The 16,250-nt window shown below is 35.7% G+C and carries 12 protein-coding genes; 6 read left to right on the top strand and 6 right to left on the bottom strand.

Features of this window, described 5'->3' with window-relative positions:
- Window positions 1–134: 134 nt before the first annotated feature.
- From E0F89_RS00215 to panC, 6 genes are all read right to left on the bottom strand, one after another.
- Complete coding sequence (locus E0F89_RS00215; protein ID WP_131907863.1) at window positions 135–545, bottom strand: hypothetical protein; 411 nt, start codon at window positions 543–545, stop codon at window positions 135–137.
- Between the two features lie 43 nt (window positions 546–588).
- Complete coding sequence (locus E0F89_RS00210; protein ID WP_243699444.1) at window positions 589–993, bottom strand: hypothetical protein; 405 nt, start codon at window positions 991–993, stop codon at window positions 589–591.
- Window positions 994–1,409: 416 nt separating this feature from the next.
- Window positions 1,410–2,771 (bottom strand): DNA repair protein RadA, encoded by a 1,362-nt coding sequence (gene radA, locus E0F89_RS00205; protein WP_131907862.1) that lies wholly within the window; start codon window positions 2,769–2,771, stop codon window positions 1,410–1,412.
- Window positions 2,771–3,919 (bottom strand): alpha/beta hydrolase-fold protein, encoded by a 1,149-nt coding sequence (locus E0F89_RS00200; RefSeq protein ID WP_131907861.1) that lies wholly within the window; start codon window positions 3,917–3,919, stop codon window positions 2,771–2,773. Before E0F89_RS00200 ends, radA begins: the two co-directional genes overlap by 1 nt.
- A 248-nt stretch (window positions 3,920–4,167) precedes the next feature.
- Window positions 4,168–4,518, bottom strand: a complete 351-nt coding sequence (panD, locus tag E0F89_RS00195; protein ID WP_131907860.1) for an aspartate 1-decarboxylase — start codon at window positions 4,516–4,518, stop codon at window positions 4,168–4,170.
- A gap of 14 nt (window positions 4,519–4,532) precedes the next feature.
- Complete coding sequence (gene panC / locus E0F89_RS00190; RefSeq protein ID WP_131907859.1) at window positions 4,533–5,381, bottom strand: pantoate--beta-alanine ligase; 849 nt, start codon at window positions 5,379–5,381, stop codon at window positions 4,533–4,535.
- Between the two features lie 108 nt (window positions 5,382–5,489).
- Here panC and E0F89_RS00185 point away from each other — a divergent pair, with 108 nt between their 5' ends.
- The 6 genes from E0F89_RS00185 (at window position 5,490) to atpD (ending at window position 16,237) form a co-directional block, all read left to right on the top strand.
- Window positions 5,490–6,296, top strand: a complete 807-nt coding sequence (locus E0F89_RS00185) for a glycogen/starch synthase (protein ID WP_131907858.1) — start codon at window positions 5,490–5,492, stop codon at window positions 6,294–6,296.
- Between the two features lie 20 nt (window positions 6,297–6,316).
- Window positions 6,317–7,924 (top strand): DUF4270 domain-containing protein, encoded by a 1,608-nt coding sequence (locus E0F89_RS00180; RefSeq protein WP_131907857.1) that lies wholly within the window; start codon window positions 6,317–6,319, stop codon window positions 7,922–7,924.
- Window positions 7,925–7,931: 7 nt separating this feature from the next.
- Entirely contained in the window at window positions 7,932–9,779 is a 1,848-nt protein-coding gene (glmS, locus tag E0F89_RS00175) for a glutamine--fructose-6-phosphate transaminase (isomerizing) (protein WP_131907856.1), read from the top strand.
- A 301-nt stretch (window positions 9,780–10,080) separates the two neighbouring features.
- Entirely contained in the window at window positions 10,081–12,888 is a 2,808-nt protein-coding gene (locus E0F89_RS00170; protein WP_131907855.1) for a TonB-dependent receptor domain-containing protein, read from the top strand.
- A 28-nt stretch (window positions 12,889–12,916) separates the two neighbouring features.
- The gene (locus E0F89_RS00165) at window positions 12,917–14,467 is read left to right on the top strand and encodes an SGNH/GDSL hydrolase family protein (protein ID WP_131907854.1); all 1,551 of its coding nucleotides are present in this window, start codon (window positions 12,917–12,919) and stop codon (window positions 14,465–14,467) included.
- A 258-nt stretch (window positions 14,468–14,725) separates the two neighbouring features.
- Entirely contained in the window at window positions 14,726–16,237 is a 1,512-nt protein-coding gene (gene atpD, locus E0F89_RS00160; protein WP_073204939.1) for a F0F1 ATP synthase subunit beta, read from the top strand.
- Window positions 16,238–16,250 lie beyond the last annotated feature (13 nt).

Genomic DNA, 16,250 nt, shown 5'->3' with positions numbered 1-16,250 from the left:
CTTTTTTGTGCTTTTTAATTATTAATAACATAAAAAAAACTACAACATTTTTGATGTTGTAGTTTCGTGAATTATATTGTAGTGAAAGTACCGTAAGTAGAGCTTTTATTTAAAAATTCAGTTATTGTAGTAATTTATGAAACGTAAAATTTCTTAACCTTAGCCACGATTTCGTTTACTGTCATTTTATCGGCGGTTTCAACAGCTTTTAACTTATTGACAAAAAGTTTTTCGTCCTGAATTTTTTTTTCCAGCCGAATCTTGGTTTCAGCCGGGCCAAAAACAAAGAGTTCATCTGCTCCTTTGACATAGGCCAGAACTTCTTTTATAAAGAAATCAATTTGTTCTTTTTTTCGATTTTCAAATTTTGACTCGCTGTTACCATGGTGACCTCCGGAAAAAGTTCCTTTGTTGCCTTCCTTATCGTGATACACGCTGTTTTCAATAGCAGAGTCTATTTCGGAAATTTTTTCTTCTTTACCACCTTCAAGAGTGACGATAATTGCCTTTGAGGTGTCTATCCAGATGCCAGTTTGTCTTTTCATTTCGTTACTATTTTAAATTAAAGTACATTGTTTTTTTACTATTTTATTGGAAAAGAATCACGCTCAGTTGACTTATTAAAACGTGTTCTGATTTATTTTTTCCTGAAAATGAGGAAGCTATTGCATTTGCCGTTTTTAGAATCAAGGTATTAATTTCTGGAGTAAACAAGTGTTGGTGTTCCGCTCTGAAAATTTTAAAGTCAGGAATTACTTGGTCGAATACCCATTCGTTTTCTACTAACCAGTCAAAAACAATTTCAATTTGATAAGCGGTGTCATCGCCAAATTCATTAAAACTGTTTTCCAGCGGAAGCCATTCCGTCCTGATTATTTGTTTTAGTTTCTCAATTTCTTCCGTACGAACGGTTTTGTCTATGGCCGCAATAGAATAGAACACTTTGCCTAAGTGTTCGTAAAAATGAGTCATAGTTTGGTGTGCAGGTTTCATTTTGTTTCCGTAACGAATTGTTAAACATAAAGTTACGAAAAATAATGAGTCTCATTCCTGATTTATTATTTTTATTTAAAATAAGAGATATTGAATGTGAATTAAGGAATAGGAAAAGTATCAAATGACTTTCCGTTGCTCATACCAATGTATTTAATTTTGTCATTTAGACGAAGGAGAAATCTCATTAGTTGCTCTCGTTATGTGATTTTTTTCATCTGTTCACTTCATTCGAGTCTTTACAGCTTTTTAGGTTTCCTATTGTAGCGGGCAGGGATTGCAAATCCTCGCTATTGTTGCGTTGACATTACCCCGCCTTCGAATGCTATAAACCCTAGTTAATCCATCAAGTCAGCGTAATTTCTTATAAAACTACTTGTGTAAGAGAATTGCTATTTTAGGGTTGCCAACAAATTTTACCCAAACAATTCACTAGCCACATCTTCAATTTTCGCTACCAATCGAATTTTTATTCCGGTATTTTTCAACGCAATTTTATTGTATTTGGATACAAAAATGGTCGAAAAACCTAATTTTTCTGCTTCTTGAATGCGTTGGTCCACTCGGTTTACGGGACGTATTTCGCCTGAAAGTCCGACTTCGCCGGCAAAGCAAAAATCTTTATTGACTGCAATATCTTCATTCGAGGATAAAATGGCGGCTACAACCGCTAAATCTATCGCCGGATCATCTACTGAAATTCCTCCTGTTATGTTCAGAAAAACGTCTTTGGCACCAAGCCTAAAACCCGCTCTTTTCTCTAAAACGGCCAGAATCATATTGAGTCTTTTGGCATTATAACCCGTGGTGCTGCGTTGCGGTGTCCCGTAAACTGCGGTGCTTACCAAGGCTTGGATTTCAATCATCAACGGACGCATGCCTTCTAATGTGGACGCAATTGCGGTTCCGGACAATTCCTCGTCTTTGTGTGAAATTAATATCTCCGAAGGATTCGAAACTTCTCGCAAACCGTTGCCCAGCATTTCATAAATACCAATTTCGGCAGTGGAACCAAAACGATTTTTTAACGAACGTAAAATTCGGTATACGTGATTTCTGTCGCCTTCAAACTGTAAAACGGTGTCGACCATGTGTTCCAGGATTTTTGGTCCTGCAATGTTTCCGTCTTTGGTAATATGACCAATCAGAATTACTGGAATATTGGTTTCTTTGGCAAATTTAATTAGTTCGGCGGTGGTTTCCCGTATTTGAGAAATGCTTCCTGGAGTGGATTCAATATAATCCGTATGCAAGGTTTGAATGGAATCGATAATCACGATTTCCGGTTCAATGGCTTCAATTTGCTTGAAGATATTTTGGGTTTTGGTTTCGGTAAGAATATAGCAATTGTCACCGCTTGGCGTGATTCTTTCGGCGCGCATTTTTATTTGTTTCTGACTTTCTTCACCCGAAACATATAAAGTTTTGTAAGGTAATTTTAAAGAAATCTGCAGCAAAAGCGTACTTTTTCCAATGCCGGGTTCACCACCCAAAAGTATCAAGGAACCGGGAACGATTCCGCCACCAAGTACGCGATTCAATTCGCCATCTGTGGTGTCCATTCGGATTTCTTGTGCCGAATCAATTTCGTTTATTCGTAATGGTTTTGGCGCTTTATTAGTAGCAACAGACTCACTCTTCCAAGCCGATTTTTCCTGTTTTTGGATAATTTCTTCGGCTATGGTATTCCATTCCTTGCAGGAATTGCATTGTCCTTGCCATTTAGAATATTGGGCTCCGCAATTCTGGCAAAAAAACGTTGTTTTTACTTTTGACATTATTTTTTTGCTGTTTGGCTTTTCATATCATCATATTTTTCCATCATCATATCCTTTGTCAAATTTCCAATTTCGTCTAATTGCGATGCTTTTTGATAGGATTTCAAGGCTTTTTTCAAGTCGCCCATTTTTTCATACATTAAGCCCAATTCATAGTCGGCAAGCATTGATTTTGGATAATTTTTCTTGGCAAGCTCCGCCAATTTGTCCAATTCCGGATAAGCTTTATTTTTTAGAATTGCGGCTTCGATTGCTATAAAATCATTTATGCGAATTGGGATATTTATTCCTAAATTTTTCGATAAATTATCATATCTGTTGACCAGATAGTCAACATATCCGGATTGCAGCACAGCAATTTTTTCGGAGTATTCCGCTGACGAAATTGGTTTGTAAGAATCAAATATTTGATAAAGCGCATTTGGTATAGAATGCAGTACCAATGAATAATGTGACGCCCCTTTAAAATCATCAAATTTGTAATTAACTAATGGATTTTTCAAAAGTTTAATGTTAGTGTCTAATTTCTTAATCGCCTCCTGAAGTTTTTTTATATCTCCGTCTCCGTTGGACTGGTAATAATAAACAGACTGTTTGATTGCTGCAAGTTTTTCCGGGATTCGCGTTTCCATGTCGGTGGCGAATTCAGGACTCATAGAGATATAACCTCTAAATATAGGGTTTTCTTTGTACAGAAAAAAGTTAAGAAAACCGGCTGTTACATCGTGTCCCGCTATAATACTAAAAGGCGCAATACGGTATTTTTTTTCAATAAAAGGAATCAGTTCACTGCCGATAAATTCGAAAAAATTAGCGCCGGTCTCGGAGGGTAAGCCGTTTTCAGACTTGAATCCGCTATCAGTGGCTCTTTCATTTTTTTTGTTTTGGCTAATGGCAACAATTATAGTTTCCGGCAAATCATCCCAATATGCGCCATAGTTTAAAGCACCATAAAAGGGATCAAAAAGATACTCGCCATCGAGCAAAATGAGTAACGGATATTTTTTATTAGGGTTTTTTTCGAAAGAAGGAGGAAGGCCAATTGTAATTTCACGACTTTCACCTAGTGCATTTGAATCGAAAGACATCGTGGTTTTCTGTGAAAAAACAGAAAGGGGAATAAGTAAAAAAAGTATTAGTTTTTTCATGATTTGGTTTGTTTAGAAATTATAGCTCACCCAAAATAACAGCAAGCAATATAAACATTATTACTTTTAACCGGAAACTAATAGCAGTAAATGTTAAAAGGGCACTTCGATTTGAAGGTGTAAAAGAAAGTTGATTCGTTACAAAAGAAAACGTTTAAACAAATAGCCGCTTATTCTGTGGTTTTAAAATGTAAAATCATAGAATAAGCGGTTAATAAACAGTTGTTAGTGTATTATTCGAAAGGAAATTAAGTCAACGAATTGTTATTTTCGTTAGGGAAAATAATCCAAGGCTTAAAGGTTTTGGCTTCCTCGAATTCCATAGTTGCATAGGAAATGATAATGATTATGTCGTCTTTTTGGACTTTTCTGGCCGCCGGTCCGTTTAGGGTTATGGTACCGGAATTTCGTTCGCCTTTGATGGCGTAAGTGTCAAAACGTTCTCCATTATTGATGTTTACAATTGAAACTTTTTCGCCCTCAATAATATTAGAGGCGTCTAGTAATGACTCGTCAATGGTGATTGACCCGATATAATTTAGATCAGCGCCCGTTACTTTAACGCGGTGAATTTTTGATTTTAATACTTGAATTTGCATGCTACAAAAGTAAATTAATTTAATGAAATGGTGTCAATCAAACGAATATTGTTGACTAATACGGCGATGAACGCGCGATATTTTTTGTTTTTATTTTTTCTAATACAGGGTAAAAGCGTTGCTTCATCAGCAATCACGAAATATTCCAGTTCAAAGTTAGGATTCTGGCTGAATGATTTTTGAACCCATTCTGAAATGCTTGTAACGCTCTGGGTTTCAAATTTTCCGTTTACTTCTTTTAGTGTTTTGTAAATAAATGAAGCCTGCTCTCTTTCCTGCGCTGAAAGCCGTTCGTTTCTTGAACTCATCGCAAGGTGATTCGCTTCTCTATAAATTGGGCAACCAATGATGTTGATTTTTAAGTGGTTTTTGGCTACCATTTTTTTGACAATTTGTAATTGCTGAAAATCTTTTTCTCCAAAGTAGGCGTTTGTTGGTTCCACTATCTCAAAAAGACGCTTCACAATTGTACCGACACCATTAAAATGTCCAGGTCTGAATTTGCCTTCCATTTGGTTTTCAAGTCCATCGAAATCGAAAGGTTGTGCAACTGGTTTTCCGTCATAAATATCTTCAACAGAGGGTGCGTACAGAATTATATTGGAATTTAGGGCAGTAAGTTTATTTATGTCTTCTTGCAATGTTCTCGGGTATTTTTCTAAATCTTCAGGGTTATTGAACTGAGTTGGATTTACAAAAATACTCACAACAGTATTGTCATTTTCTTGTAATGATTTCTGTATTAATGCCAAATGGCCGTCATGTAAAGCGCCCATTGTGGGAACAAACCCAATAGAGGAATGCGCCAATTTTATAGATTTCAAATGGTCCCTTAAAGATGCTTTTCCGTAGAAAATATGCATGGCGGTATTATTAAAATTAAATGCAAACTTACTATTTTAGTTAATAACTGCATAAATTTTTGTAATTTTGCATGGTTTTTATTGCCAACAAATAAAGTAAATTACAATATGAAAGATAAGAGGATATTATATGTATCATCTGAAGTGGTGCCTTATCTCGCTGAAAATGAGGTCTCTTTAATGTCTTACGACGTTCCGAAAATGATCAACGATCAGGGAGGGCAGATCCGAATTTTTATGCCAAGGTATGGTAATATTAACGAGAGAAGACACCAATTGCACGAAGTAATAAGACTTTCTGGGATGAATTTGGTAGTGAATGACTTAGATATGCCGCTGATAATTAAGGTCGCATCAATACCTAAAGAAAGGATTCAGGTTTACTTTATTGATAATGATGAATATTTCAAAAGGAAAGCGACATTTGCTGACGAGGAAGGTGTAATGTATCCTGATAATGACGAGCGCGCTATTTTCTTTGCAAAAGGAGTGGTAGAAACCGTTAAGAAACTCAACTGGGTTCCTGACATTATTCATGTTCATGGATGGATGGCGGCTATGTTGCCGATTTACCTGAAACATTTTTATAAAAACGAAGCATTGTTTTCAGAAACAAAGATTGTTACTTCGGTTTACAGTCAGTCTTTTGAGGGAACATTAGACGCTGAGATGATCAATAAAGTTAAATTTGACGGAATCCCGGATGAGGCGATTGCTGATTTGGAAGTTCCGGATTATGAAAATATTATAAAAGCTACTCTAAAGCATTCAGATGCAGTCATTATAGCTTCGGAAAACCTGTCTCCAAGTTTAACAAAATTTATAGAATCTTCGGGAAAACCTTTTTTACCTTTCGCCGCGAAAGATGTATTCGCGGAAGCGTACACAAATTTCTATAGAGATGTGGTTCTTTAAATTAAACTTTTTTAATAAATATGTACAATAATTCTTTTCTTAAGAAAATTCTGGTTGTTTTAAGTATCGTTTTTTTATATTCCTGTGATAAAGATTATAATGAAATTGGTGGTGATCTAATTGGTGAAAACAATTTTGATTTCAATAAAGTAACATACGATGTATTAGGTTACAATCAAAAAACAGGACCTATACAATCAAATAATCTTGAAGTTAATCCTTTAGGTATATTGAACGATCCTAATTTTGGTGAAACAACAGCTAATTTTGGTGCTCAAGTAAATTTGCCCGCGACTGTAACAACTATTAGCACAAATCCTCATGTGGAAAGTGTAGTTTTGACAATTCCCTACTATTACGATGCATCAAAAACAGTAACAAAAGCTGATGGAAGCAATGTATATATTCTGGATTCAATATATGGGCCTGAGAAGGCGCAGATGAAATTAAGTGTTTATGAGTCGGGTTATTATATGAGAGATACGGATCCTGTAAGTGGTTTTCAACAGCCGCAAAAATATTTTACAGATCAAAACACCGATTTTAATAATGTTAAAGTTTCCAATCGTTTGAATGACGATTCAAATGCGTCACAAAATGATGCTTTTTTCTTCGATCCTGCGGAACACGTTGTGACTTCAACAGATTCTATCACTAAAGTAGTTAGCACTGTAAGAACGCCTCCGGGAATGCAATTGAATTTAAATAAAGGTTACTTCAAGACCAGAATAATTGATGGAGCTATTGCTGGAAAATTGGCGACAAATGATATTTTTAAAGAGTACTTCCGAGGACTTTATTTTAAGATGGAAAAATCAGGAAACAATCCTGGGAATTTAGCAATGATCAATTTTAAAGCAGGGAAAATTACCATAAAATATAATGAGGACCTTTCGACAACCACAGGAACTACAACTGTAATTACAAGGGTCAAAAAAACTATTGTTCTTAATATGACTGGAAATACAGTGAGTTTATTGAGCAATAATTTTTCAACTAGCGGTCTTGCTTATAATGCTTTGCCAATCACAGGAAATACGACCGATGGTGACGATAAGTTGTACCTAAAAGGTGGTGAAGGATCGGTTGCTGTACTGAGTCTTTTTAATACGCCAGGTCAGTTACAAATAATAAGAAATAGTGGGTGGTTAATTAATGAAGCAAATCTCGTTTTTCATATTGATGCTGCTGCTATGGCAAATAGTGCTGCACCCCAACGAATTTATCTGTATGATTTTAATAATAACCGACCCATAGTAGATTATTATTTAGATGGAACTTCGAATACTGCTAATCCTAAAAAGTCAAAATTAGTTTTTGATGGTAATTTGAACACGGATGCAGTTACCAAAAAAGGAACTACCTATAAATTCAGAATAACAAATCATATTAGAAATCTTTTAAAATACGCAGATTCAACAAATGTCAAATTGGGTCTGGTAGTTGCAGAGGATATTAATGTTAATAGCGTTGCATCTTACAAGCTGAAAACCCCAAACGCGTTTATTTCCCAGGCTCCAAAAGCTTCGGTTATGAATCCTTTAGGAACGGTTTTATTTAGCGGAACATCGATCGTAGCTGAGGATAAAAGATTAAAATTGGAAATTTATTATACAAAACCTAATTAAATAAGATATGTGTGGAATAGTTGGATATATTGGATACAGAGAAGCTTATCCTATTGTAATTAAAGGATTAAAAAGGCTCGAGTACAGAGGATATGATAGCGCAGGCGTTATGATATATGATGGCGAAAATGTGAAAGTTTGTAAAACTAAAGGAAAAGTCGTTGACCTTGAAGAGAAATCTTCAAAGGAAATGACAACTAACGGATCAATAGGAATAGGCCATACGCGTTGGGCAACTCATGGGGTGCCAAACGATGTAAACTCGCATCCTCACATTTCAAATTCAGGCGATTTAGTTATAATTCACAATGGAATCATTGAGAATTATGCACCGCTCAAGGCAGAGTTAATGAAAAGAGGTTATGTTTTTCAATCGGATACTGACACAGAGGTTTTGGTTAATCTTATTGAAGAAGTACAGAAAAAAGAAAAGTTAAAACTAGGAAAAGCTGTTCAGGTAGCGTTAAATCAAGTTGTTGGTGCGTATGCCATTGCAGTATTTGATATTAAAAACCCAAATGAAATTGTTGCTGCAAGATTAGGAAGTCCTTTAGCTATAGGTGTAGGAGAAGGAGAATATTTTATTGCATCAGATGCTTCACCATTTATAGAATACACTTCGAATGCGATCTATCTTGAAGATGGTGAAATGGCAAATATTAGATTGCATAAGGCAATGAAAGTTAGAAAAATTAAAGATGATTCTTTAGTTGACCCTTATATTCAGGAACTGCAAATGAATCTGGAGCAAATTGAAAAAGGGGGTTACGATCACTTTATGCTTAAAGAAATTTATGAGCAACCGAGTGTAATCAAGGATACCTATCGTGGTAGATTGCATGCAAATGAAGGACTTATCCAAATGTCGGGTGTGGAGGATAATTTAGAAAAATTTCTGAATGCTGACAGGATTATTATTGTTGCTTGTGGTACATCTTGGCATGCAGGGTTAGTTGCAGAATATATATTTGAAGAATTTGCCCGAATTCCGGTTGAAGTAGAATATGCTTCTGAATTTAGATATAGAAATCCAATTATAAACAGTAAGGATGTTGTAATTGCGATATCCCAATCGGGTGAAACCGCAGATACTATGGCAGCTATAAAGTTAGCTAAAGAACACGGTGCTTTTGTATTTGGTGTTTGTAATGTTGTAGGGTCTTCAATTTCAAGAGAAACTCATGCTGGTGCTTACACCCATGCCGGACCTGAAATTGGTGTTGCATCCACAAAAGCATTTACTACACAAATTACGGTCTTGACGATGATGGCGTTGCGTTTGGCTAAAGCCAAAGGTACCATGTCAAATTCTGATTTCCACAGGTATTTACAAGAATTGGAAATCATTCCTGAAAAAGTTAAAGAAGCTTTGGAAACAAATGAAAGAGCTAAAGAAATAGCAGCTACTTTTATAAATGCTCCAAATTGTTTGTATTTAGGAAGAGGATATAATTTTCCGGTTGCATTAGAAGGTGCTTTGAAATTAAAAGAAATATCGTATATCCATGCAGAAGGATATCCTGCGGCAGAAATGAAGCACGGTCCAATTGCATTGATAGATGAGCATATGCCAGTTGTTGTAATTGCGCCAAAGCAAGGGCATTATGATAAAATTGTAAGTAATATTCAAGAAATTAAGTCCAGAAGCGGAAGAATTATTGCAATTGTGACTAAAGGCGATACTCAGGTTCGTGAATTAGCGGACTATGTGATCGAAATTCCTGAAACTTCAGATGCCTTATCTCCATTGATTACTACAATACCATTGCAGCTTTTGTCTTATCATATTGCTGTCATGAGAGAATGTAATGTAGATCAACCACGTAATCTGGCAAAATCAGTTACGGTAGAATAAGTCATTATTCGATACTATTTTAAAAAAAAAGCGAGATTTTTGATCTCGCTTTTTTTTTGGATAAAAATATATGAAGAAAATCATTTTTATGATAAAATTAAATATATCTTAAAATTAGTATGTATGCATAGTAATTTGCAATAATTTAACACTTTAACAGAGATTAGTATAAAGATCATATTGTTGTAAATGTGTTAAAATGTCGACAATACATTAACAGTATTGAATTATTTTTAACGTTTTTTTATTAATATCAAAAATATTTGTACTTTGGCTACATAAACCAACAAATTATAACCCAATGAGAGTGTATTTACTTTTTTTGTCATTGTTTTTTTGTAGCCTAACTTTTGCTCAAAACTCAATTTCAGGTACTGTTACAGACAGTAACAACCAGCCAATTCCTGGAGCCAACATTAAAATTGTTGGAGACGCTTCAGCTACCATTACTGATTTAGATGGCTCATTTACATTACAAACTTCTAAAAATCCTCCTTTCGTAATTGAAATTACAAGTGTAGGGTTTGGAACTCAAAAAATCAACGTTTCCTCAACTAATCAAAGAATTTCGGTTAAGCTCTTAGATGAGGAAAACAAGCTGGATGAAATTGTAGTTTCTGCATCAAGAACTCCTGAAAGAGTTTTGGAGTCGCCTGTAACTATCGAAAGAATGGGAATCGCTGAAATAAAAAAAACTGCCTCTCCTTCGTTTTATGATGGTTTAGAAAACTTAAAAGAAGTTCAAATGAATACTTCGAGTATGTCTTTTAAATCTATCAATACTCGTGGATTCGCATCTGTTGCAAATACTCGTTTTATGCAACTAGTTGATGGGATGGATAATTCTTCGCCATTGTTGAACTTTGTACTTGGAAATTTAATTGGTGTTTCTGAAATTGATGTTCAAAGTGTGGAATTATTACCAGGTGCTTCTTCAGCTTTATATGGTGCAAACGCCTTTAATGGTATTTTATTTATGACTAGTAAAAGCCCTTTTACAAGCCAAGGAATTAGAGCGTATGCTAAGTTTGGACAAACTACTCAAAAAGCGGCTGGTACTAATGACTATGTTGACTACGGTGTTCGTATGGCAAAAGCATTCAACAAGTATATTGCAGGTAAAGCTAACTTTGCTTACATGAGAGGTACAGAATGGCATGCTGTGAATTATGATGATAAAACCCGTGTAGGTGTTGATAGAAATTCAATCGATTATGATGGTATAAATGTTTATGGTGATGAGGTGGCAACAAATATAAAAGGAGTTGGTCAAGCACTAGCCTCTCAAGGTTTGATACCAGCTTCGGCGGTGAATTTATTACCTAATACTAATGTTAGTAGAACAGGATACAATGAAGTTGATTTGACAGATAACAAAGTTTCTAATACAAAAATTGATTTTTCATTACATATCCGTCCATTTGGAGATGAAAAATTAGAAGTAATTTGGCAAAGTAAATTTGGTTATGGTAATACTGTTTATCAAGGAGCCAATCGTTATTATTTGAATAACTTTTTTATGCAACAACATAAAATTGAGTTCAAAGGGAAAAACTTCTTTTTAAGAGGGTATACTACTACGGAAGATGGCGGTCAGTCTTATGATATGTTGTTTACAGGTATTAATGTCAACAGAAAATGGAAAGATGATAGAACATGGTTTGGGCAATATGCCGGTGCTTATGTACAATCAACTTTAGCAGGTTTGACTCCTGAACAAGCACATTCCAGAGCTAGATCAACTGCGGACACTGGTAGATTGATACCAGGAACTGAAGCATTTAACAATGCGTTTAACCAGGTTATTAATGATCCAAGTGTATTGACAGGTTCTAAATTAGTTGATAATTCTAGAATCTACCATTCAGATGTGAATTATAATTTTAAGGATTTGGTAAAATTTGCAGAAATTCAAGTTGGAGGTTCTTACAGACAATATGAGTTAAATTCTTTTGGTCGTATTTATACGGATGCGGACGGACCTATCACTTATGATGAATACGGAGCTTACACTCAGGTGATGAAAAAGTTTATAGATGATCGTTTGAAGTTCACGGGTTCTATGCGTTACGATAAAGCACAGAATTTCAAAGGCAATATTTCACCAAGGGTTTCCTTAGTGTATTCTGGAGGTGCAAATAAAAATCATAATTTTAGAGGATCTTTCCAAACTGGTTTCAGAAACCCTTCTACTCAAGATCAGTATATTGGTTTTAATGTTGGAAGTGCTATCTTGTTGGGATCAGCTCCAGACAACTTAACTAGATTTACAGAAATTTTACCAATTGCTACTGCTGTAGGTCAGGGATTTGCAGGAGGTAATTCAGTTACTATTAATGGTTTAAACGCATACAATAACTCATATACTGCTAGTTCAGTTAGAGCATTTGCAGCAGCTGGTAATCCTGCGTTATTGCAAAAAACCAATGTTGATCTTGTGAAACCTGAAGAAGTAAAAGCAATTGAATTAGGATATCGCTCTTTCATAAATAGAACATCTATTGATATTAATGGGTATTATAATGTATATAATAATTTCATTGGTAATTTAAATGTTCTTACTCCTTTATATGGTTCTGCATTAGATGGAGGGGGATTAGCCAATCCTGAAGGCCAGAAAGCTCTACATGCATTGCAAAACGGGAATAGTAGAGCATTTCAATTGTATACAAATACTCCTTTAGAGATCGAATCATTAGGTTTTGGTGTAGGACTTTCTCGCAAAGTATACAAAGACTTTGAAATAGGTGCAAACTATAATTTTGCTGAATTTAAATTTGATCAATCAAAAGATCCAAGTTTTGAGGCCGGATTCAATACACCAAAACATCGTATTAAGGCCTCTATTGGTAATGAAAGCTTATTTCCAAATTTTGGATTTAATGTAAGTGGTAGATGGAATAGCGAGTATTTATGGCAATCATCTTTTGCAGATGGAACTATAGCGGCAGCAACAGTTATAGATGCACAATTAAACTATAATTTCCCAGCGTTGAAATCTACATTAAAAGTAGGAGCTTCAAATATCGGAGGAAAAGAATATGGACAAGTTTTGGGAGCAGGTCTAATTGGTCAACAATATTTTGCATCTTGGACAATCAACCCGTAACATTTATTAAATCTAAAATCAAAGAACAATGATAAAAAATTTCAAATGGTTGCTATTTGCTTCTTTAGCATTTGTAGCATGTAATAATGATGATGAACTAACGATTGATGCAAATTCGTCTGACGGGAAGGCTTTGACTTCCGGTACGGCAGTCGTGTCAAAATATATAGCATTAGGAGATTCATACTCGGCTGGCTATAGTGATGATGCTTTGTTTATTGAAGGACAAAAAGGCTCTTTTGCTAACATTATCGCACAACAATTTGCATTAGCTGGAGGTGGGGAGTTTAAAACGCCTTTTATGGCTGATAATGTTGGAGGATTGTTGTTAGGTGGCAATGTGATTTTTATGCAGCGATTATTTTTTAATGGAACAGCGCCTGTGCTAGTGAGCGGAAGGCCATCAACTGAAGCAACAACAAAATTAACAGGACCTTTCAATAACCTGGGGGTGCCTGGTGCTAAAAGTTATCATTTGGTTACACCTGGCTATGGAAACGTTGCTGGAGTAGCTACTGGTCAGAGCAATCCTTACTTTGTTAGATTTTCATCTTCAGCGACAACAACCATAGTTGCAGATGCTTTGGCGCAAGATCCTACTTTCTTTTCTTTGTGGATAGGTGGTAATGATATATTAGGCTATGCTACTTCTGGTGGCTCAGGTACGAATCAAACAGGGAATTTAAATCCGGCTACTTATGCGAGTAATGATATAACTGATCCTACTGTTTTTGCAAGCGCTTATTCAAATATCGTGAATGCTATGACAGCAAAGGGTGCAAAAGGTGTTGTTGCAAATTTACCTTATGTTACAGCATTGCCATATTTTACAACTGTTCCTTTTAATCCGTTAACAGTATCGATTTTAGGAGGTGGTAATGTTGCAGTGGGTCAAGCAACGGTAACTGCTTTGAATACACAATTGTATGGTCCCTTAAAGCAAGTTTTGACAGCCTTTAATGCTGGGGACCGTATTAATTTACTGTCAAGTACTACTCCAAATCCTTTGTTGATAGTTGATGAAAGTTTGCCAAATCTATCTGCTCAACTAACCGCAGCGTTTACGCCGAGTTTAGGATTGGCAACGGCAACTTTTTATGGACAAGTTTTTGGTCAGGCGCGACAAGCAACTAAAGACGACTTGGTGGTTTTGAAAGCGCAGTCTGTTATTGGTGCTGAGCCAACAGGAATTCCTGCTCCTTTGAATAAATTCGGAATTACTTACCCTATGCAAGACAAGGATGTATTAACTAAAGCTGAAATCGCAGAGGTAAAAGTTGCAACCGATGCTTATAATACTACGATTAAATCTGTAGCTGATTCAAAAGGGTTGGCATTTGTAGAATTGAAAGCAGTGACAGACCAATTAGCCAGTGGTGGAATAGTATATAACGGCTTTACAACAACGTCTTCTTTTATAACTGGGGGTATGTTCTCTTCAGATGGTGTTCATCCAAGTCCAAGAGGTTATGCCATTATAGCAAATTTATTCACGGATGCTATAAATGCAAAGTATGGCTCTAACTTCAAAAATGTAAACGTAGGTTCATACCGTATTTTATTCCCTGGATCGCTATAATAATCTACATTCTGAATTATAAAAATAACCACCCGTTTCTTGACGTGGTGGTTATTTGTTTTTGAGGATATTGCTATCTTTTGTCTGTTTTTAAGTCATTTCTCTAGTATCAATTAAAAATATCCTTTTTTTATAAAAATTTTATTGATTTTATATTTTAAAAAATTATCTTTGCGCACTGAAAAAAGCATTTAATCGATACGTTTCGGCTGGTACTATTTCATAAACCTAAATAGCTATTTAATAAATACATAAGTAATGTCAAAAGTAATAGGAAAAGTTGCGCAGATCATTGGACCAGTAGTTGACGTAGTTTTCAACGGTAAAGATGTTGAACTTCCAAAAATTTATGATTCGTTAGAAATCACAAAAAAAGATGGTACTTTATTAGTACTTGAAGTACAATCTCACATTGGTGAAAACACAGTACGTACCATTTCGATGGACTCAACCGATGGTTTGAGTAGAGGTTATGAAGTAGTTGGAACAGGGAATCCTATCCAAATGCCAATTGGTGCTGATGTTTACGGTCGTTTATTCAACGTAATTGGTGATGCAATCGACGGTTTAGGTAATTTACCAAAAACAGGAGAAAACGGTATGTCTATTCACAGGCAAGCACCAAAATTCGAAGATTTATCTACTTCTTCTGAAGTTTTATTCACAGGTATTAAAGTAATTGATTTAATTGAGCCTTACTCAAAAGGAGGTAAAATTGGATTGTTCGGTGGTGCTGGAGTTGGTAAAACAGTATTAATTCAGGAGTTGATTAACAATATTGCAAAAGGTCACGGTGGACTTTCAGTATTCGCAGGAGTAGGAGAAAGAACACGTGAAGGGAATGACTTGCTTCGTGAGATGCTAGAGTCAGGAATTATAAAATACGGGGATGAATTCATGCACTCTATGGAAAATGGAGGATGGGATTTGTCTAAAGTAGATATGCCAGGAATGAGAGAGTCAAAAGCTACTTTCGTTTTCGGACAGATGAATGAGCCTCCAGGAGCTCGTGCTCGTGTAGCACTTTCTGGATTATCTATCGCTGAATATTTCCGTGATGGAGCAGGAACTGATCAAGGTAAAGATGTATTGTTCTTTGTGGATAATATCTTCCGTTTTACACAAGCAGGTTCTGAGGTTTCGGCACTTTTAGGTCGTATGCCATCTGCGGTGGGATACCAACCAACATTGGCTACTGAAATGGGTGCAATGCAAGAACGTATTACATCAACAAACAAAGGTTCTATTACATCTGTACAAGCGGTTTACGTACCTGCGGATGATTTAACAGATCCAGCTCCGGCTACTACTTTTGCTCACTTAGATGCAACAACAGTATTGTCACGTAAAATCGCTGAGTTAGGTATTTATCCTGCAGTTGATCCATTGGACTCAACTTCAAGAATACTTACACCTCAAATTTTAGGAGATGAGCATTATGATTGTGCACAAAGAGTAAAAGAGATTTTACAAAAATACAAACAACTACAAGATATCATTGCGATCCTTGGTATGGAAGAATTATCCGAAGAAGATAAATTAGCCGTTTCAAGAGCGCGTCGTGTTCAACGTTTCTTATCTCAACCTTTCCACGTTGCAGAGCAATTTACAGGATTAAAAGGGGTGTTAGTTGATATCAAAGATACTATCAAAGGATTTAATATGATTATTGACGGTGAATTAGATCACTTACCTGAATCAGCTTTTAACCTTAAAGGTACTATTGAAGAAGCTATCGAAGCAGGAGAAAAAATGTTAGCGGAAGCTTAAAAACAGTTGTAAG

Origin of the sequence: Flavobacterium caseinilyticum (assembly GCF_004349085.1) — a bacterium.
In the GTDB taxonomy this organism is placed as follows: domain Bacteria; phylum Bacteroidota; class Bacteroidia; order Flavobacteriales; family Flavobacteriaceae; genus Flavobacterium; species Flavobacterium caseinilyticum.
Note: the sequence above shows the minus strand (reverse complement) of the source record. Positions and strands in the feature narration are given on the sequence as shown.

Excerpts from the sequence above, each read along its gene's own strand:
- E0F89_RS00215 (WP_131907863.1), bottom strand. The coding sequence starts at position 545 with ATGAAAAGACAAACTGGCATCTGGATAGACACCTCAAAGGCAATTATC.
- E0F89_RS00210 (WP_243699444.1), bottom strand. The coding sequence starts at position 993 with ATGAAACCTGCACACCAAACTATGACTCATTTTTACGAACACTTAGGC.
- radA (WP_131907862.1), bottom strand. The coding sequence starts at position 2,771 with ATGTCAAAAGTAAAAACAACGTTTTTTTGCCAGAATTGCGGAGCCCAA.
- E0F89_RS00200 (WP_131907861.1), bottom strand. The coding sequence starts at position 3,919 with ATGAAAAAACTAATACTTTTTTTACTTATTCCCCTTTCTGTTTTTTCA.
- panD (WP_131907860.1), bottom strand. The coding sequence starts at position 4,518 with ATGCAAATTCAAGTATTAAAATCAAAAATTCACCGCGTTAAAGTAACG.
- panC (WP_131907859.1), bottom strand. The coding sequence starts at position 5,381 with ATGCATATTTTCTACGGAAAAGCATCTTTAAGGGACCATTTGAAATCT.
- E0F89_RS00185 (WP_131907858.1), top strand. The coding sequence starts at position 5,490 with ATGAAAGATAAGAGGATATTATATGTATCATCTGAAGTGGTGCCTTAT.
- E0F89_RS00180 (WP_131907857.1), top strand. The coding sequence starts at position 6,317 with ATGTACAATAATTCTTTTCTTAAGAAAATTCTGGTTGTTTTAAGTATC.
- glmS (WP_131907856.1), top strand. The coding sequence starts at position 7,932 with ATGTGTGGAATAGTTGGATATATTGGATACAGAGAAGCTTATCCTATT.
- E0F89_RS00170 (WP_131907855.1), top strand. The coding sequence starts at position 10,081 with ATGAGAGTGTATTTACTTTTTTTGTCATTGTTTTTTTGTAGCCTAACT.
- E0F89_RS00165 (WP_131907854.1), top strand. The coding sequence starts at position 12,917 with ATGATAAAAAATTTCAAATGGTTGCTATTTGCTTCTTTAGCATTTGTA.
- atpD (WP_073204939.1), top strand. The coding sequence starts at position 14,726 with ATGTCAAAAGTAATAGGAAAAGTTGCGCAGATCATTGGACCAGTAGTT.